This window comes from Nostoc sp. C057 (assembly GCF_013393925.1).
Lineage (GTDB): Bacteria > Cyanobacteriota > Cyanobacteriia > Cyanobacteriales > Nostocaceae > Nostoc > Nostoc muscorum_A.
The window spans coordinates 4,830,722-4,851,479 of record NZ_CP040281.1; the positions used below are offsets into that span (position 1 = coordinate 4,830,722).

Here is a 20,758-nt window from a genome sequence, read left to right on the forward strand (position 1 = left end):
AAATGACAAAGGACAAACGACGAAGGGCAAAGGAAAAAGGACAAAGGACAAAAATACCATGTTAAGTGTTTTGATTTGGCTCCCTATTTTAGCCGCCGCTCTGATAGCAATATTACCTGCAAGTTTCCCTAAGCATCGTATTCGTTTAACAGCATTAATTTTATCAGGTGTAGTTCTTTCTTGGAACATATTTATCCTGCTAAAGTTTGATATTGTCAACCCAGGAATGCAATTTAAAGAGTATTTGCCCTGGAATGAAACCCTGGGTTTGAGTTATCAAATAGGTGTGGATGGGCTTTCTATATTAATGTTAGTGTTAAATAGTCTACTCACCTGGATTTCTATTTACACCAGTAGTAAAGAAACTGAACGTCCCCGGCTGTTCTACTCCATGATTTTATTAGTGAGTGGAGGGGTTGCAGGTGCTTTTCTCGCGGAGAATTTGCTGCTATTCTTCCTATTCTACGAATTAGAATTAATCCCTTTCTACTTACTAATTTCTATTTGGGGAGGAGCAAAACGGGGTTATGCTGGGATGAAATTCCTGATTTATACTGCGGTTTCAGGAGCATTAATTCTGGCGACATTCTTGGGTATGGTATGGCTGAGTGGTTCTACCAATTTTGCTTTTGATTCAGTCTCTACAGAAAATCTGTCAACAGCAAAACAAATCCTTTTACTAGCAGGAATAGTCTTAGGTTTTGGGATTAAAATTCCCTTAGTTCCCTTCCATACTTGGCTACCCGATGCTTACGTTGAGGCTTCAGCACCAATTGCCATTCTTCTCGGTGGCGTGTTGGCAAAGCTGGGAACTTATGGATTGCTGCGATTTGGGTTGGGGATGTTTCCCCATGCTTGGAGCATTATTGCACCGACTCTGGCAATTTGGGGAGCAATCAGCGCTATCTATGGGGCAGTAATTGCGATCGCTCAAAAAGATATCAAGCGCATGGTAGCATACAGTTCCGTCGGCCACATGGGCTATATTTTGTTAGCTGCTGCTGCTAGTACTCCCTTAGCACTCGTTGGTGCAGTCGCCCAAATGTTTAGTCACGGTATCATCCTGGCGATTCTCTTCCACTTGGTGGGAGTTGTAGAAGCCAAAGTCGGAACGCGCGAGTTAGATAAACTCAATGGTTTGATGAGTCCCATACGCGGCTTACCTCTAATTAGTGCCTTACTAGTTTTAGGCGGGATGGCTAGTGCAGGTATTCCCGGTTTAACAGGATTTATTGCCGAATTTATCGTCTTTCAAGGTAGTTTCTCTGCCTTTCCCATCCCGACAATTTTGTGTGTAGTGGCTAGTGGATTAACCGCAGTTTATTTTGTCATCCTTCTCAACCGCACCTGTTTTGGCAGACTCGATAACTTCGCCTACTATCCCAAAGTCCTTTGGTCTGAGAAAATCCCAGCTTTAATTTTGGCAGCTTTTATCATCTTTTTGGGAGTACAACCCACTTGGTTAGTGCGTTGGAGTGAATCTACAACTACAACAATGGTGGCTGCAATTCCCTCTTTGGAAAAAACCGTAATCTCTGAAGTAGCGCTGAAGTAATCAATAAGAGAGTTACGCATCGATAAAGGAGGAAGGATGAATCTCACATTAATTCCCGGTGGTCTTGTTCTATTTCGCTTTTTGATATCTCCATTCCTCCTGTTAGATGCCTGGGATGGCAAAACCAGTATTTGGTTCATAGTCGGTTTTGTTGCAGCCTTTCTCTCAGATATTTTTGATGGCATTATTGCGCGAAAACTAGGTGTCAGTACTGCCCAATTGCGCCAAGCTGATAGTTGGGCTGATGTCTGCCTTTTTAGCTGTATCTTTGTGAGTGCGTGGATAGTTCATCAAGATATTCTCGTTACTTATAGCGTACCTTTGCTAATGATTGTTTTTGCTCAATTGCTGTGGTGGGCGGTGAATTTAGTGAAATATGGTAAACCCGCTAGCTATCACACCTACTCTGCAAAATTTTGGGGAATCACTCTTTTTATTGCGATTATTGCCCTGTTTGGCTTTGATTACGCTGGAGTTACCTTATGGCTGACTTGTATTGCTGGCACAATTCACAGCCTTGAAGAAATTGCTATGACGCTAATATTGCCAGTTTGGACACATGATGTTTTAAGCATTTTTCATGCCCTGAATATTCGTCAAGAATCACTAACACCAATTACTAAATAATATGACAGCAATTAAAACAGCAATTAAATTACCTCCTTCAACGCACGAATTTGCCGATGTAATTCATCGCTTAGAAGCAGGCGGTGCAATGTTACCCGATACTCCAGAAAATTTGATGCAAATCATCGGTTTATATAAAGCTTATGCTGTGCCGATGGATTTTTACTGGCGCGACCTACTTTATATTGCTGAAAACGAGTTTTTAAACCCGGTTCCCTTCTTTAAATACTTCTTACCCAAAGAGTATTTAGAACTGCATAATCATTATGCTGGTGATGATGCTGATTTACGAATTTGGCGCGGCGAAGCTACTGCACATCCAGAACTTTTGGCATTTATGGAGAAGGGTGAAACCTTCAAAATGCCGAAGTTATTGCATCACTTGTTCCACGATCGCATTAACATGGAGTTTGCTGAAGCTTGTATGCGGGCGATGTTATGGCATAGAGGGATGGGTGGACAATTTGACCCTTACCTAGATTCAGACGAATACAAAGCTAACGCTGACCGAGCAATAAAAGCTTATTTCCAAGGAAACCCAGTAATGCTGGGGCTTTACAAGCTGTTCCCCGATATGTTTTTGGAACAGTGCCGCCAGATGTCATACTACGCTAATCTGGGCTTATTCTGGGAAGTCATGGCCCCGGTATTCTTTGAAATGTCCGATCGCTACGATGAAGGTACAATTAGCACCGTCCCAGAGGCAATGAGCTTCTTAGTTAATGGTATATTTGCGATCGCAGGTCGTCCCATTTACCATCACGTTTATATTCGTGGTGAATGCTACGAAATTATCCCCAAATCCAAGGGTTTCATGTGGCTATACGAAGCCGCATTACCTTACGTAGAAGCTGTTTTCTACCGCACCGCACCCTTCCGAGGGACAAAATCTTATAATGCTCAAGCGCGTCAAGTGCCAGAAGACCAGAAAGACTTTCACTTTGGTATTCTTTACGCTGATGTATTTCCAGTGGGTACTGCTGGCATTCCACCGACATTATTAATGCAAGATATGTTGCATTTTTTGCCCCCGTATCTTGTTGATTATTACAGCCAACATTGCCGGGGTGAAGAAGATATGTTGATTCAGTTGGGAGTTAGTTTTCAACGCTCAATGTACTGTGTTACTTCTGCGGTAATTCAAGCTTTGAGAACTGCACTTTTATATCCTTTAGATGACCAAAATCCCAAACATTTACAAGCCAATCGAGATTTTTTTGAAATGCAGCTAAATCGCTTTACTCGATCCGACTATAATATTCGTGATGCCGCTCGTTTAGGGAGTATTCAAAAGCAAGATTATCGATAAGAGATCCCCCCAACCCCCCTTAAAAAGGGGGGCTTTTTCTATCATTTTTTTGCTATTAGTGTATTTACTGTTTCAGGTTACAACACTGTGGACTAATATCAATGATATTTTGCCCCGGAAGAAAGAGCTTGCCACCCCCTCGATATATTTGGGTACAAAAACCCTCAAAGTCCTCATTTTTAAGGAGGATTTAGGAGGATCTACAACATTTTGGTTTTGTAGAGAGATGTGTGTAACCTTAGCTTTTTAAAGGGTATCTTATTACTACTCAGTTAATAATTGTTATTAACTAGATAATACTCCTGCAATACTCGTCAATTCCATAATTTTCTCAAACTGGAAATTATGAGCTAAATTCTGAATAAAATTGCTCAATATAGCATTTTCTGAAGGAATTTGTTCAATCAATTCTAAAATTAAGTCATCACTACATTGGGCTGCGGCAGTATACACCTGTTTCACCCATTCAGGCGACATTTCAGACAATAGAGGAACTAAATCTGTAAGCTTCAAGATTGATTCTGTTAATTGTTGTTTTGCATTCTTTATCTGATAGTTATCTTCTTGATAAATATATTGAACTTCTAAATATTCACTCAATTTTTCTAATAATTCTTCTTCACGGAAAGGCTTGTTAATATAATCATCACAACCAGCTTTGATTGTTGCCTCTCGCTGTTCTTCAAAGGCGTTAGCAGTTAAGGCGATAATAATGGTTTTGCGATTTGGAATTGAAGTTTCTTCTCTAGCTTTAATAATTTTGGTGGCTTCGTAGCCGTCCATAATTGGCATCCGCATATCCATAAAAATTAAGTGTGGTTGCCATTGTTGCCAAAGTGCGATCGCTTCCGTGCCATTTGCCGCTTCCTGGACTGCAAAACCGATAGATGTCAGGATTTTTACTAGTACTAAACGGCTGTCTGTGGAGTCATCAACCACCAAAATGCGGTATTCGTTTTGAGCAGGCGCTAAACTCAGAACTTGTCGTCTAATTTGTTGGATCTGGATTTCGCTGGCTGCGGCTAGATCAATTTGAATATCAAAGGCAAATGTACTTCCCTCACCAATAATGCTGGTAACGCTAATGTTTCCTCCCATTAGTTCCACATATTTGCGGCTAATTGCTAAACCTAGTCCAGTTCCCTGTTGCGATTTCCTTCCAGTTTCAGTTTGCCCAAATGCTTCAAACAGCAAGTTAATTTCCTGTGGCGCAATACCGCGACCAGTATCTGTAACCTCGAAGAAGAGATGAGGAGGATGAGGTAAAATTTTATCCCCCATATCCTCCATCGCTACGCGTAACATTACTCTTCCAGTATCGGTAAATTTGATTGCATTTCCCAAGAGGTTAAGCAATACTTGACGCAGTTTACTTTCATCAGCTTGGATATACTGCGGAAGGTAAGATGTATATTCAAAATTTAATTCTAAGCCTTTGGAAGTGGCGCGGAAACGCAACATCTCTTCCAGGTTTTCTAAGAGGCGAATTAAGTCAAAACTGTTGAGATTTAATGTTATTCTACCGGCTTCAATTTTAGACATTTCCAGAATGTCGTTGATTAAGTTGAGAAGATGTTCGCCAGCACGATTGATGATTGCTAGATTTTGCTGATGTTCAGTAGATAAAGCATGATCGTGACTCATGATTTGGGTAAAACCGAGGATGGCGTTGAGTGGGGTACGCAGTTCGTGGCTCATGTTGGCGAGAAATTCGCTTTTGGCGCGGTTGGCAGCATCAGCTGTGATCACGGCCTCTTGCAATGCTTGTGACTGCCTTTGAGTTTGCGCCAGTAATTGTGCCTGCTGTAAAGCCACACCCAACTGATTGCCAATTTGAACTACGATGTTGATTTCTCCTGGTTTCCATTGACGGGAATCGGAATTTTGATAACTCGCTAGTAATCCCCAAATCTGACTACCATATAAAATGGGGACAATGATGTAAGCTTTTGCCTGAAAGCGTTCTAAAAGGCTGATGTAAGAGGAATGAAACTCAGCATTGTAAATGTCTGGGACGCAGCGAAAAGTTGCGCCTTGTGCGTAAATGCCATCTTGAATTGCTTGCATATCAGCATCTTCCGCTTGATTATCCTCGCTATCCAAAATTTTTGTTAGGCAACGTCCCTCTTGTAAGACACCTTCTGTAAGATTAGGATCGTTGTTATGTTCTTCTATCAGAGAAATCCAACCATTACCTACAGACTCAGAGACAAATTCGCCACTCCATTGGGGATTGAAACGATAGACAACAACCCGATCGCAATTGAGTACTTGCCGTAATTCTTGGGTTGTAGCCGCAAATATAGTCTCTAAATCCAATGTTTGGCGCATCCTTTGAATCACTTGAGCGATCGCTCTTTCCCGTTCTGCACTCTCACGCAGGGCTTCTTCTGCCAATTTTCTCTCGGTAATATCTGTAATCGTACCGATATAACCTTTTATTTCTCCATCATCTCGAAATTCTGGCAAAGCCTGACAAATTACCCAGACAACTGTACTATCATCACGCAAAAATCGATGTTCGTACTTATACGCTGTTTTAGCAACTCTTGCTTGATTCCATGTCAACAATAGCTGCTCGCGATCGTCTGGATGTACGGCTTTTGTCCAACCTGTTCCTAGAGATTCTTCTAAACTGCATCCACTAATTTCACTCCAGCGTTGATTAAAATATAAGACATTACCATCCACATCAGTGTGAAATATACAAGCTGGTGAGGTTTCTGCTAGCAGTTGATATCGCTGCCGACCTGCTTGTAAAGCTAATTCTGCGAGTTTAGCATCGTTGATGTCTGCCCAATAACCGACACATTCTATAGAGTTTCCAGCTTCGTCACGAATTAACCTCATCTTTTCGTAAAACCAGTGATAAGTTCCGTCAGCGTGTAACCACCGATATTCATAGGAAGTGTATTCTTGCTCAACCAACTGGGAAAATTTTTCTGAAATCAGTTCAATATCTTCTGGGTGGACATGATGCAGCCAGAAATTAGGATTTTCGACAAATTCCTGGGCTTCGTAACCAACCATTGCCTTAACGTTCTTACTAATAAAGGTAGTGCTAAAATTGCCTAATGTTTTTTTGCTGCTATAAATCACCACAGGGCTAGAAGTAAGCAGATATTGAAGGCGCTCGTTAGCTAAACGTAGTTCTTGTTCGACATGTTTGCGTTCGCGTAGCGCGGCTTGCCGTTCGCGTAGTGCTGCTTGCAGTTCGCTAATTTCTACTAAAACCGCGCCCACACCAGAGAGGCGATCGTCCTCACCAGGAATCGGAAAATAAGAAACTAAGAAGTGGCGGATAATATCTGGTTGTTTAATTGATGCGGCGCTTAATTCTTGATTGAGGATGGGTTCACCTGTCAACAGAACCTGTTGATAAAATGGTTCTACGACACTGGCCATTTTGGGTAAGGCTTCATGGATGGTCTTACCAATATGAGCTTCCTGGGATATTCCATTAATTTCCGCTAGTACTTGGTTGATTTGCACAAACCGCAGTTGGTTATCTACAATATTCATACCAACGGGAGCCCCCGTAAAAAAGGCATTGAGACGAGCTTCTCTGAGTGCTAATTCTTGTTCTAGGGTTTTGCGCTCAATCAACCCACCTAACTGAGCAGCAACGGCATTTACTAGCAAAAGCAAACGTTTATCTACCAATACTGAACTACGTTTAAAAAACACTAAAACAGCTAATACTTCGTTTCCAGCCAGTATGGGAACACCAAAACCAGCTTTTAATCCTACCTTTGCTGCTTGTTGCGATCGCAAAAAAATCGGCTCTGTAACTTCTGAAACATCTTCTATCCATTCTGGTTCCTGATTCTGCCAAACTCTTCCTGGTAGTCCCACTCCCAGAGGAAATTTCACAATTTGACTGTGGCGGCAAAATTCTTCTAAATTGCTTTGTTCACCATACCAGCCCAGGCTGTGTTCTAAAGCAGCACTATCTTCATTAGGTATCCATGCTTCACCAAAATCCCAGCCAATAGTATGACAAATTAAGCGCAAGACCAGTGCTAAAGAGCTATTGACATCATTGGCGCGAGTGATGGCTTGGGTTGTCAACAGTAACAAACGGCTTTCATTTTCTGCCTGCTTGCGTTCAGTAATATCTTTCGCTGTGCCCAGTACGTACCATTTCCCATCAATCTCGATCATTTCCGCACTCAACAAGGTTGTCCTGATTTCCCCTGTGGACGTGCAGACATCTACCTCATAGTTACGAATAGCTTTCGTTTTTTGCAGCATCCGGGTGAGAAAGTTATATTCTTCTGGATTCGCCCAAATATTCAATTCTTGATCGGTGCGATCGATAACTTGAGAACGAGAATAACCAAAAAACCGACAAAAACTGTCGTTAACTTCGACGAAGCGTTTGTTAGGAACAGTAATTAAGGCAATGGGATCGGGAGATGATCGAAAAGCTGATGCTAACTTTTCTTCAGAAGCCCTCCGCGCGGCTTCAGCGCGTTGGCGTTCTTTTGCTTCCAGCACTAAGGATACTAAATTGCCCAGAGAGCGAGCGAAATTTTGGTCTTCTAGCGTCCAATGATGAGCAACTCCCACAGCCTCCAAACATAAAACCCCTACGGTTTTTCCCTCCTGTCTAATGGGTGTATCGAGTATAGAGGTAATATTTAATCTTGAGTAAGATGGAGAAAATTCTCTAATTCTGGGATCGGTATGGGCATCATCTGCGGCGATTGGTTGATCTTGTTGCAAAGCTGCGAAATAAGCTGGATAGTCGGCCTCTGATAAAACAAATCCTTCGCTATGTTGATTGCGACTGCCCTCAAATAGGTCAAAACACTCGATTTTCAAGCCTGTTTCGTCATACAACCAAACACTGGCTCGTTCCATCCCCATATTTTTGACAGCTGTTTCTGTAATTTTGCCCAAAGCTGCTTTCAAGTCACCCTGATAAAGGATTTGATTTTGTGCCAGTTGGGTTAGCACTAGGTTATGATTGCGGAGCTTAATCGCGCTTTCTTGTAGTAGTTTTTCTATACCTCGGCGCTGTGTAATATTACTAGCAGTGCCTGTCATACCTATGACTAAACCCTCTTCGTTGCGTAATGCGATCGCATTAAACATTAAATAAAGTAAAGTACCATCTTTAGCTACACAGGTAGTTTCATGTTGAAATATCGGCTTTCCCCGGAAAACACGCTCAAAGGCTACTTTATCTTTAGCAACTTGCTGAGGTGAGATAAAATCAGTCAAGGTACGCCCGATCATCTCCTGGGGTTCATAGCCATAAATCTGCTTGACTGCCGGATTAACAAAAGTAATTAGTCCATCAATATCTACCGACCAGATCATATCCTGGGATGTCTCCACCAGGTGGCGATATTGACTTTCACTTTTCTTGAGAGCAGCTTCGACTAAAAGGCGTTCGTTTTGGTAAACTTCTCTACAAAAGGCTTTGCTAAGGCTAACAGGAATTTCTGTGAAAATTTCTTCTATCTGTTGGTTCCGAAGATTTAACTCAACAGCAACCCGTTGACGTTCTTTAATCTCCTCTTGCAGTTGGGCATTTTGTTCTTTTAACTGTTTTTTCAGCCTTTGGAGAGTTAGTTGATTTTGTATGCGTAATAAAACTTCTTTAGCTTGGAATGGTTGAGTAATATAGTCAACATCGCCTAAATCACAAATATTTACTTCTTCCGATAATTCATCTAAAACACCAAAAAAAATTATCGGAATCTCTTGAGTTTTCTGATGAGATTTTAAATTTTGATAAACCTCATAACCATTCATTTTTGAAATGAGAAAGTTTAGTAAAATCAAATCAGGAGGAAAAGCCAGCGCCCTATTGATTGCCAATTCTCCAGAAAGGGCACTTTGTACCTGATAAGCTTGATTGTGAAGGATGTCTGATAAAAAATGCAAATTTTCTAGCTTATCATCAACTAATAAAATTCTGATTTTTTGAGCATCCATATCAGTCACTAAGCTAATTTTGAATCAGGAATAAATTGTTGAATCAAACTGAACATGAAATCAGAAAGCAAAACCTTATTAAAAGATTGTAAATATAATGATCTTTGCTTACCACCATACTTCACCTTAGAATCTAGGTGTGTCAAGTTAAGGCAATACTCTCTGTAACTGTGGATCAAACTCTGTAAGAACAACAATTACACTGTAATACAGAAAGTAACTTTTATACAAAAACTATTTGGAAGTGATTATACTATGGCTTAACCTCAATTCTGCATCAGGATTCTAAAATACATGAATGAGCGCATTGTAGGTGATACCAAACAAAACTGCACGACTCAACTCCCCTCTTTTTAAGGCGAGAGTACGCTACAACGTGGCTAGAGTATTTTTTTACTCACAAATTTGAAATCTGCTGTAAGTAAAAAGTAATTTTATCAGGTTCTACTATACTTGTAAGGCTTACGTAAAAATACATACGATAGGGACAAATACCCTATGGGTGATGCTTGAACCTATCTATTATGACCAAGGTTGGGACGGTCTAATACTATTTCTAAGATACAAGGTTGGGTGAAGCGGAGCGCAACCCAACATATATCAGAATGTTGGGTTACACAAAGCCTCCACCAAACCTACAATTTTTTGCTAGCAATTCCTATTGGTCTCGGTCAGGTTACTGGAGTATGCTTTACTCATCGTTCTCAATGGTGCTGTCTATACGTATTTACAGCTTATGTATGCCCTGAGAGCTTTTTTACTCAACTTGAAACTTTTCAAACATCCTCTTAACTCGACTTTATCCATTTTTTTTGCAACGTGAACGCTATAGCTGAAACCTTTGTGGAATCGTAGTTTTACTTTTTTAACTTCATCCATAATCTGTGACGTGGAAAAAGTATTTGCCAAAAAGCCAGGGTTTTTGCCGAATAAAGAAAGCCAAGTTTTTAATTTTGGATAAAGTCGAGCTTAAGGGGGATCTCAAAATGCCTAAAGTCACAGCAAAACAGTGTTCAAACAACCTCTAAGAAGAAAATCAAGCTTTGGGCTATTTTTTGCGTAATCCGGATTTCTCACGATACTGTAGGCAGGGGAGTGTGGGGAGTGTGCGGGGTCAGATTTCTTCCCCATCCTCCCACACCTCCCACACTTCCCACACTCCTGGATTTCTCACTTGTGAGAAATCCAGGGTAAGTCCTGTTGAGCTAATCGCTGCTTAATAGATTCAAGCAATCGTTCTGGATGATTGGAAAAATAAAAGATTTTTAAGAAGGTAAAATTTATATTCCTAGCTAACCAAATTTTCCATTGTTCCATCAAAGATAGCGTTTTAATATAATCATTAAATATTTTTTCAATTCGCGCTGAATTGCTTCCTGTTGCAGAATCATCAAATGTTTTAGTTCCTGGATAATATCTAAAGTTACCCCAAGCTTCATTGAAATATTTAACATTAGATGAACAAACAGCTTTTAAAAGGAAATCTATATCCATTGAATAATGATCTTCTACTTTATAGAGTCCAATTTTTTGATGTAATGATTTATGATAGAAGTAAGCAGATGGATTTACTGGAAAAGAAGCATCGATAATTCCATCATCATTAAGTCGTCTTCCTAATAGTAAATCTATTGTTCGTAATTGGCTAGGTTTATTAATAAACATTAGCTGCTCTTTCTGATTAATGATATTACAGTTACCAACAATCAAGCTATGTTTTGGTAAAGTTTGGAAAATCTCACAGATGCGGTTAAGAAGATTTATCTCATAAAAATCATCAACATTTAAAACACCAATAATCTCTCCTCGTGCCATAGCAATTCCTTTGTTCATAGCGTCAGATTGTCCTTTGTCCTTTTCACTAATCCAACGTATATGGGGATATTGATTGGCTTTATCTTTAATAATGTCTACTGTCTTGTCACCTGAACCTCCATCAACAATGATATGCTCTACTTCTAAACAATTTTGGTCAATGACAACTTGAAGGCAAGATTCTATAAATTTCTCACCGTTATAAACTGGTGTAATTATACTAATCATTAGCAAGGGTCTTTTATGCGTATTGCAAACAAAAATAATTCAAATACTTGAATTGATCTCCGATCATATAGTTCCCAATTGGCACAAGTCTATAACGTGACTAGCATCAGTGTAAATACGTAAATTGTGTTCGCGTATGTAAGTGATAAATGGAAATTTGTCTAAGGGTATTTCTGATCAATGACAAGATACAACTATTTGATGAAGTGTAGCGATCAATAGAATTCTTGAGATTTAATTGAGGCATTGAGAAGGTCATAGAAACGGAGGTTGTTTTTTGCCAATCCTCCGTTTCTGATATTTCTATTGTCACTCAAAAATGAATAGGCAAAGTGCTGCAAAAAGTTTAGGTAACATTTTGTAGCCTACTGGCAACTTCTGATGTTTGTCCAATGGTATTAAATCGAGAGAGGGTGCTATTCCTCTTGTACATCAACCCAGATACTACCTTCTTCCACACGAAGAGGAAACACTGGCAACGCCTTTGGTTGTGAAACCAACGAGAGTACCTTGCCTACACCAGGTGGCCAAGAACACCAGTCTTGTACTTCACCAGTCCGCAGGTCAAAAGCACTGTGATGAAAAGAACAAACAATTGCTCCATCTTTTATTTTGCCACTTTTCAGAGGTAATTTTAAGTGAGGGCAGGTGTTATCTACAGCATAAAGCTGATTTTCGTGATTCAAAAGCAGAATTTTACGGTTGCCAACTTTCACCACTTCTCGCGTACCTGGGGAAAGTGCTTCGACTGCAAGAACTTTAGTCCAGCTCATTAGGTTCTCCTCTCCTAATATATCTGCTTTCAGTTTCTCGCAATTGTGACCAGTGCGATCGCCTTTCAGTACCAAGGAAAAGTCAGTAGATTGCAAACTTCTCCCGAAAAAGCGATATCTACGATGAGCTTTGCTAACCTTGGCGACATAGAACCGCTATAAAATCTTACAGTAAAATTCATTTACACACTGAATAAACTGGTTTCTGGGTAAACTAAAAAAAGCACTTTCTATCCTTGCGTCATCAAGCTTGTAGCTCATAACAGACAATATTGAGGGATATAAAAAATGATTAAGACAAGTTACGAATTTGACCAGTCTATTCTTCCCGCCGGATTTTCATTAAAGACTAATATTCTGCTACGTTTTCGTCCTGATATAGCTGAATCTCCTCGACGAAACCTTAACCTTTCTCTTGTAATTGACCGTTCCGGCTCTATGGCAGGTGCTGCCTTACATCATGCACTCAAAGCTGCTGAGTCTGTGGTAGATCAACTTGAGCCAGATGACATTCTCTCAGTAGTTGTTTACGACGATGAAGTAGACAGCGTTGTACCACCACAAGCTGTAACTAACAAAGCCACACTGAAAGATTCTATCCGCAAAGTTAGAGCAGGCGGTATTACCAACTTATCGGGGGGATGGCTCAAAGGCTGTGAACACGTCAAAACGCGACTCGATCCGCAAAAAATCAACCGTGTTCTCTTACTTACCGATGGTCACGCCAATATGGGCATTCAAGACCCCAAGGTACTAACGGCAACATCAGGGCAAAAAGCTGAGGAAGGTATCACCACAACTACATTAGGTTTTGCTCAGGGTTTTAATGAAGACCTGCTGATTGGTATGGCAAGGGCCGCCAGGGGAAACTTCTATTTCATTCAAAGCATCGATGAAGCAACTGAAGTGTTTAGTATTGAGCTAGACAGTCTCAGAGCAGTAGTAGGACAAAACCTCACAGTGAAACTTGAGTTGGCTGAAGGTGTTAGTCTTGTTGATACTTTAAGTCTTGCAAAAGTTAGCCAGAATGACGCTGGTCAGGCTGTTATCAGCTTAGGAGAGCTTTATGAGGGCGAAGACAAACTTCTCGGTTTAAGTTTGGTGATATCAAGCGCTCAAGTTGGTGAGTTACCTGTGATGAAACTGCATTACAGCGCTGACGTTATCCAAAATGACCTCATTCAAAACGTTTCAGGCACAGCAGATATCATCGCCAAAGTTGGCACTGTTGAGGAAGCCGCTTTTGCCTCTACAAGCCATATCACTCTTGAACTGAGCCGCCTCACCATCGCTAAGGCTAAAGAGACTGCACTTGATTTAGCTGAACATGGCAGACACCAGGAAGCGGAAGAAACCCTGCGTACCCTGGTGAAAGATTTGCGGGATAAAGGGTTAAACGAGAATTTTGAAATTGCTGAAGAGATCGATCAGCTTGAGTATTTCGCAAGTCGAATCGCCCAAAAAGCTCTAGGTAATGCTGGACGTAAAGAATTGCGAGATCAGTCTTACCAGACAATGAACCGTAATCGCAATGATCTGGTGGGGCGCGGTGTTACTGCTGGTGATGAAGTGTACGCAATGCCGGTTGTCAATGAAGTTGGCTCAGGTGTTGAACTTTATTGCGTTCGTGAAGGGGGTAAACTACGGGTCAAAGTCATATCTGAAGGCTACGATTCAGCCAAAAATGTCCAGTTTCCCCGGAGTATTCGGGCTGAGGGAGCAAGGTACGTTGTTGAAGGGCTGGAACTCTCAAGCGATCGCACTTTCTACCGTGTACGTGGCAATATCACTCGTTTTGCTCAACCTGGTGAAGCAGATATCTTCGTTGCCCCTAGACAATCGAATATAGCTTATACAGGCAAAGCCTCTAAAGGCCCTGCCAGTGCTGCCGATCTTCCCACAACTGATGTTGTAAAAGACGGCATTCTTGTTCAGTGTGTCAAAGATGGCAGCAAGCTACGCGCTAGAGTGGTTTCCGACGGCTATGAAGCAGATTGGAATATGCGTTTTCCGCGATCGGTTCGTGAGGAAGGAATGCTTTATGTTGTTGATGAAGTCAAAACAGCACCTGATGGAAAGTCTTATATTGCGTGTGGTGAAATTAAGCGATTTGTCCAACCCACTACTACCAATTAATTCATAAAATCTCTGCGATCTCTGTGCCTCTGCGGTTCAATAAATTGCTTTTAAACCGCAGAGGCGCAGAGTACACAGAGAAAAGAGGAATTAAAGCTAACTATGCCTCGATCGCAGGGTGATAATCATCTGGGTTATTAAAGCCCGCAATCCAAGCGGCTGCTTGATGGCAACTCCGCATATAAGGGGGAACCCGCAAGATATGAATATGTCCTGTGGATGGACAGGTGACTTTCAATACCATAAGCGGCTCGTCATCCTCAAAAGGGATGTAGACTAGTTGACGTTCTCCACCAGCATCACGATCGCGATCGCGGATCAATCCTCCCACTTGCTGCAAAAATGTCTCGTATCCCAGACGCTCAATCAGCACACGGCGCAACTCAACATTCTCTATATTGAGAATATCTTGCCCTGTTAAAGACTGGGATTCAAAGGCAATTTTATCTGTCACTTCCACGCCTCGCCAGCGCCAGACAAAACCATGTCCCGCAGATACACTAGTAATCCCACTTCCGGCTAACTCGATCCAATAAGTAACGTGGAGTCCTGTGGGAAGAGTTGTGAGGTTTACACAGTCGCTGATATCAAGACTTTCACAGGTGAGATTTTCAGGTAGATTATAAAGATCCAACGCACCCCTTAAATCCAGATGGCCTAAAACGCGCATCCCATCCCAGGCGCGATGCTCAAGGATGAGTTTTCGAGCATATTCAGCCGATACAGGCTCATGGCTTTGGTTTGGGCGCTGCTTAATTGGTTTATTCGGCACGCGTCCATTAGACATGATCTTGAGCATTAGTCTACTACCTCCACGTAGGCATCAGGGCGATATTCGCGTTGTCTCCAAACGCGGTAAAGCCCTTGTGGTAATTCAATCGCTCGATGTTCTTCATGAACTAAAGTGGCACTTGGTTCTTTAACCTCTAGAAAAAGTTCATTACCATGTACCCACAACTGAACAGCATAAGATTGCTGAATGCGATGGCTATGTCCTGTAATTTCACCATGAGCCAAAGTAGCACCTACACGCTTCTGAGCGCCGACAGGTAAGCTAGCAATGTGTCTAATTAAAACGTCGCCATGTCTGTAGAGAATACTAGCTTGGGAGTTATTGCTGTTGTTAAACATCTTTTTTATAACTAAATCCTATAGTCAGATTAGATCCTGTTGTAGCGTTTTCGGCTCTATTTGTTTAGTTTGAACTTCTATCTGTGCATTTGATTCATCTCCATTTTGAGAAACTTTTTCTGTGCCGCATTGTACCGGGGTTACTCCTGTACCTTGAGTCAGCCCGTGCTTAGTTGTGGTGTCGTAGGTATTGTTATCAGTATTAGCTTTAGTATAAGTATCGTTAAAAATTGTGTCAGCTGCTGAGGTTATTTTGCCAAGCAGCTTTTTGTGTAAATCTTTAAAAGCCTTCTCGTCAATACTAATGTGCCCATTTTCGTGCTGATCCAGAGCGCTATAAAACCTTGCCCATTCTGTTTTAACGGGTTCGCATTGTTTGTCAAGTTCAGTCCAGACGGGCATTGCTTTAGTTTCTGTGACTAGAACGTCTGCTTCATAGATAATTTCAGCAGAGCGATCGTCAGCTTGGTAAGTTTTGACACTTTTCTCTGGGGCACAAGTAATACTGCCCGCTTCGCCCTTTCCTTGTGATGTTAAGTTTGTAATTGCTTCGGTGATGTTTTTCCCAGAAGCGGTAATTGTAGTATTCTTGTGGTCAATTTTGGTTGTACCTGTTTTGGGCGGCATACCATTAGATGCCTGGTCAAGAGGGACTGGTGCTGTGGATGTATCGCTTTGTTTTTGCACCTTGCCTGTTTGCTGTACTACATGGGTTAATTCATGGGCTGTCAACTCGTTATTACCAGGCGATTTCCCTGCACCAAAGTAAACATCACTACCATGAGTAAATGCCTGCGCTCCCAACGACTGACTCATCTGCATAGCATTAGAGTCAGTATGTACTCGCACATTGTTAAAGTTACTACCAAAGCGTGGTTCCATAAACTCTTGCACTTCGGCAGATAACGGGCTTCCCCCACCCTTACTACTATTTAACTGACTCTCAATGTTATTCTCACTCTGGACGCTGCCATCAGTCGCCCGTTGTAGTGATAGCTTAGTTTGTACTTCCTCTTGTTGCTCACAAGCTGCACATTTTCGTTGCATGATATCTTGTGAACCCATCTCACCCAAATTTATCTTTGGCTCAGGCTTAGTCATCCACATGATTTTGTTAGCAACCGAGTCGGCTTCCTGCTCGTACTGATCTCCTGGCTGGCTAACTGTAAGTTGTGGCTGTGGACGACGCAAAGAGATGCGACTAATGTCGTGAACAAGAGGCTTTTCTTTGATAGCTTCTGGTTCTAATGATTGCTCATCAGCAGACTGGGCTTCTTGAAGGTCGCCCGCTACCTCAGTGACTGTTTCGAGTGGAGTATTATTTGTTGGTAAACCAAAACCGCGTGTCGCATTTGCCAATGTGGGAATAGTTGATGAGACAAGCGATGGATTTGTAAAATTTGACGTACCTGCGTTGTGTTGCCGAAAAGTGCGATCGCTCATTTCTCACTTCCTACATTAATTTAGCTAAAACCAATTCCCTGAGAAGCAGCGTGGCATTAAGGAATTTTTCTTTCAAGCACCTTCTAAAATCACCTTGACAACTGGCTTTGTGAGCAATGGGCAGTGGTCATTGTGGAGCATCTACCGAAGTTAAAGAAGTTAAGCTAACTTCTTTAACTTCGGTTGATACAGAATTGAATATATATGAAAGTAAAGTTATGGCACTTATAGCCATTGATAAATAAGTTGTTCATTTGTTGCTGTTCTTCTTTTAGCTTTGTCGGAGAACCCACATTAACCGACATCACGCGAGGCGAAATGTGATTAAATATCTAAATATTATGAAGCTTGAGTATTACAAACAGTACTTAGATGGGGTAAATCTAGCAAGCGTGTCATGAGGGGCAAGTAGTACAAAATCTGAGTTTGTAATATGAAAGGATATGGCTAAAAACCTTCTTATCCTTTCGTTTCCCCCCCCTTGTGGTAACTTTGGGCAGATGAGCGCGAACTATGTCTAGAAAATTCAATAGACACTGATAACTTAAAAGCATATACAGCAAGACTTCCAGCTTATTTTGCCCCTCATAACATACTCACTAGATTTACCCAATCAGTTTCATTTAAGCTTTTGTTTACGTATAAAATTACGTATAAAAAAGGATGCATTTATAGAAATCGAAGCCGAAATTTGGCTCCAATTACGAGATTCAGGTTTAGCTCCAGGAGTCTCCTTCTTTTTGTCAGACCTTAAATATACAAAAACAGCAGGTTTTATCAACTTTAATATCGCAGGGAAATCGAAACGGAGATATTTAGGAGTTACGCCCTCAGGAGGATGATTTATCCTCAAAAATTTAGATCCTTTAGAATATGCATAGTTCAGATTTTTGTCACAGCTTTGTAATACCTCTGTCAATATAATATCTTATCCTAAAACTTGAGTTTAAAAAATAGGCTTACTCCCTACTATACTAAACCCACGAACCAGGGCGTTAGTTTGAGACTTTAATTATTCTTTAAAAAGAACGCAGAGGTTAACGCTCATGAAGCAACTACAGGTATTAATGCTAGGGCCTAGTTTAGAACAAAATGGAGGAATAGCAACGGTTGAAAAACTGATAATTAAGCATAATCTTCCTCAGTTCAAAATACAACATATAAGCACCCATGATGAAGGCTCAATTACCTATAGATTAATTGTTTTCGCCAAAGCTCTAGCTACATTTTTATGGAAATTATCAAGTCAAGAAATAGATGTTGTACACATTCAGATTTCTGATGGTGGTAGCATTTTCCGAAAAGCGATTTGCTGTGTTATTGCCTTTCTCTTTGATAAGCCCGTCTTGATGCACACTCATGGTGCCGAATTTCATCTAACTTACGCTAAACTTCCTCAAATAGTACAGCAAGTTTTAAGTAAAGTATTTCAGCACTGCCAAGGGTTTGTTGTTCTTTCAGAAAGTTGGCAAGATTACTATGTGTTAAATCTAGGTTTAAATCCCAAGCAAGTTATTGTCTTGCCTAACCCATGCGAGTTACCTACAGAGGTTCCTGAACGAAAAAATCGGACTCAAATAAGTTTGGTCTGTTGTGGGCGAGTTGGTCAACGCAAGGGGACATTTGATTTAATTAAGGCATTTGCTAACCTGCCAAATCATCAAAAAAAATATACTCAGCTAATTCTGGCAGGAGATGGTGAAATTGAAAAAGCGCAGCAGTTGGCTGCTAGTCTCAACCTTTCAGACCAGGTAACTTTTCTGGGTTGGATTAATTCCGAAAAACGGGATGAAGTTTTGTCACAAGCAGATGTGTTTATTTTGCCTTCTTACAACGAGGGTCTGCCTCTGGCGATTTTAGAAGCTATGGGTTGGAGTTTACCCGTGATTGCAACCCCTGTTGGAGGGATTTCTGAACTAGTGATTTCAAATCAAAATGGTCTGCTAGTTACCCCAGGAAACATCAAACAGTTATCCTCAGCGATGGAATTGTTGATTGAAAATGAGAATTTACGACTTTCTTTGGGCAGTAATGCTAGGAAAAGTGTCGAACCTTTAGATATTAAAAATTGCTCCATTCGTTTAGCCGATATCTATAATTCACTATCACAATTTAATTAAGTTTAGGTATTGATGAGAATTAATATTTGTGGAGTCGAAATTGACAAATATAGTTTTGATGAAGTTGTGGAACTAATCATTAACCATGCGCTTTCCCAAAGGAAACCAGAATATGTCGTTACTCCTAATGCCATGCATATTGTTACCTTACAGAAGGATGTCGATTTTCAAGAGATTTATCGCAAGGCTTTTTTAGTAGTGCCAGACGGGGTGTCACTGCTGTGGGCGGCTAAGTTTTTACAAACTCCCCTTTCCGGTAGAGTGAATGGTACAGATTTGTTCGAGAAACTCTGCGCCATTGCTTCTGAAAAAGGATTAAAGGTATTTTTATTAGGAGGTCGCCCTTGTTCTGCCGAAAAAGCGAAAAAAACTCTTGTTGCTAGACATCCAAGTTTGCTGATTGTTGGAACTTACTGTCCTCCCTACAGGTTTGAGTCTCAGCTAACAGAATTAAATTCAATCAACTCAACAATTATAGAGGCGGCTCCCGATATTCTATTTGTAGGTTTGGGAGCACCTAAACAAGAAAAATGGATAGCTGGCAATTATTTGTATTTAGGTGTGCCGATTTCTATAGGTATTGGGGTTAGCTTTGAGTTGGTTAGCAATATGGTGACAAGAGCACCAGTTTGGATGCAAAAAGCAGGTTTTGAATGGTTATTTCGGCTTATAGTTGAACCCTCCCGCTTATGGAAGCGTTATCTATTTGGTAATTATACTTTTATTTGTTTGCTAATCAAACAGCGCATTGGATTGTTTAAGAGACTTTCAAATACAAAAAGATCGGATCGTTTTTAAAGGATGTTTGTTAAGTATTTTTCTTAACATCAAAACTTGAGAACTTTGATAAATTTTCGTTTTTCCCGTAGGTTATAATACATATCAAATGCTTATTCGACATTCTCTCGTTGATAGTCGCACTACTCAGAAGTTATTGTGAATAACTATCAATTAAGAAATACCTCCATCTTGGCTCAATGCTAAATAGTTAGTCTGCGATGCCTGCGGTGTTCTCGTTGCGATCGCAGTTATTGTCCAAGCTATGACTGAAAATTAGCTGTATCTCTGACTGCGTTAGAACTTTGGCGCTAAGTGCCGATTGATTTTCATTGGCAGACTGTTGACCCTGCGATCCACAGCCTACAATGATTTGACACCTGATAACCTGAAGTTAGTGAAAAAATAAAAACACGCTTTCCAAGGAAAAATTCAAAATGTTTTTTGTAATACAGTAAAAATACTGAAATTATTACGAGAAACTCTTGTCTTCTAAACGCGATCGCACTTTCCCCCACTCGCATCTCCATGCCTTAATATTTTGCTGTTCCAAGCTTCCCGACTATGCCATCAAGAATTTTAATTCTCTGCTGGACATAGATAATAGTTGGAAGGATAAGAAGTCAGGCAATACGATGACATTTTAACCCTATTGTTTCTGCTTGTTAAAAATAAAGTTCCCCTGCATACTGCACTAATTGCAGGGGAACTAAAATTTGTTTTGTTCTCGAACTAGAATATCTCGTATTTTTAAAAGTTCTCATAGTGCCTTTAGGTAGATATGACTGTTAAGTATTTATGTAAGTATAAACACATTTTAGTGCCGTCTCGAACTATCCCCTAGGATTATCCAGATATCCCGCTGTAGTTGTTTAATCCGTTTCAAATCCTTTTC

12 protein-coding genes are annotated in these 20,758 nt (G+C 40.8%); 6 read left to right on the forward strand and 6 right to left on the reverse strand.

Annotation, left to right across the window (positions count from 1 at the left end):
* The first annotated feature begins 58 nt into the window (after positions 1 to 58).
* From FD724_RS20710 to FD724_RS20720, 3 genes are read left to right on the forward strand one after another with little or no spacing between them, the layout of a single operon-like run.
* Positions 59 to 1,555, forward strand: a complete 1,497-nt coding sequence (locus tag FD724_RS20710; protein ID WP_179073937.1) for an NADH-quinone oxidoreductase subunit M — start codon at positions 59 to 61, stop codon at positions 1,553 to 1,555.
* 36 nt (positions 1,556 to 1,591) lie between these two features.
* A complete protein-coding gene (locus FD724_RS20715; protein ID WP_179073938.1) occupies positions 1,592 to 2,182 on the forward strand; it encodes a CDP-alcohol phosphatidyltransferase family protein in 591 nt (196 codons plus the stop codon).
* Position 2,183: 1 nt separating this feature from the next.
* On the forward strand, positions 2,184 to 3,491 hold the full coding sequence (locus FD724_RS20720) for a CO2 hydration protein (RefSeq protein ID WP_114081753.1): 1,308 nt from the start codon (positions 2,184 to 2,186) through the stop codon (positions 3,489 to 3,491).
* 285 nt (positions 3,492 to 3,776) lie between these two features.
* On the opposite strand, the gene FD724_RS20725 is transcribed toward FD724_RS20720, so the two are convergent.
* The 3 genes from FD724_RS20725 to FD724_RS20735 form a co-directional block, all read right to left on the reverse strand.
* A complete protein-coding gene (locus FD724_RS20725; RefSeq protein WP_179073939.1) occupies positions 3,777 to 9,440 on the reverse strand; it encodes a PAS domain S-box protein in 5,664 nt (1,887 codons plus the stop codon).
* A gap of 1,170 nt (positions 9,441 to 10,610) precedes the next feature.
* Complete coding sequence (locus FD724_RS20730; RefSeq protein ID WP_179073940.1) at positions 10,611 to 11,483, reverse strand: glycosyltransferase family 2 protein; 873 nt, start codon at positions 11,481 to 11,483, stop codon at positions 10,611 to 10,613.
* A gap of 416 nt (positions 11,484 to 11,899) precedes the next feature.
* Entirely contained in the window at positions 11,900 to 12,256 is a 357-nt protein-coding gene (locus FD724_RS20735) for a Rieske (2Fe-2S) protein (protein ID WP_163928064.1), read from the reverse strand.
* A 288-nt stretch (positions 12,257 to 12,544) separates the two neighbouring features.
* Between FD724_RS20735 and FD724_RS20740 the strand changes: the two genes are divergently transcribed.
* Positions 12,545 to 14,392, forward strand: a complete 1,848-nt coding sequence (locus tag FD724_RS20740; RefSeq protein ID WP_179073941.1) for a VWA domain-containing protein — start codon at positions 12,545 to 12,547, stop codon at positions 14,390 to 14,392.
* A gap of 100 nt (positions 14,393 to 14,492) precedes the next feature.
* Here FD724_RS20740 and FD724_RS20745 read toward each other — a convergent pair whose 3' ends face one another.
* From FD724_RS20745 to FD724_RS20755, 3 genes are read right to left on the reverse strand one after another with little or no spacing between them, the layout of a single operon-like run.
* A complete protein-coding gene (locus FD724_RS20745) occupies positions 14,493 to 15,191 on the reverse strand; it encodes a DUF6745 domain-containing protein (protein ID WP_179073942.1) in 699 nt (232 codons plus the stop codon).
* Positions 15,191 to 15,523, reverse strand: coding sequence for a hypothetical protein (locus tag FD724_RS20750; protein ID WP_179073943.1), 333 nt, complete (start codon positions 15,521 to 15,523; stop codon positions 15,191 to 15,193). The genes FD724_RS20745 and FD724_RS20750 overlap by 1 nt, the downstream gene beginning before the upstream one ends.
* Positions 15,524 to 15,547: 24 nt before the next feature.
* Complete coding sequence (locus tag FD724_RS20755) at positions 15,548 to 16,966, reverse strand: DUF4157 domain-containing protein (RefSeq protein ID WP_179073944.1); 1,419 nt, start codon at positions 16,964 to 16,966, stop codon at positions 15,548 to 15,550.
* 1,046 nt (positions 16,967 to 18,012) lie between these two features.
* On the opposite strand from FD724_RS20755, the gene FD724_RS20760 reads away from it, so the two are divergent.
* On the forward strand, positions 18,013 to 19,086 hold the full coding sequence (locus tag FD724_RS20760; RefSeq protein WP_179073945.1) for a glycosyltransferase family 4 protein: 1,074 nt from the start codon (positions 18,013 to 18,015) through the stop codon (positions 19,084 to 19,086).
* Between the two features lie 12 nt (positions 19,087 to 19,098).
* The gene (locus FD724_RS20765) at positions 19,099 to 19,884 is read left to right on the forward strand and encodes a WecB/TagA/CpsF family glycosyltransferase (RefSeq protein WP_179073946.1); all 786 of its coding nucleotides are present in this window, start codon (positions 19,099 to 19,101) and stop codon (positions 19,882 to 19,884) included.
* Positions 19,885 to 20,758: the final 874 nt, after the last annotated feature.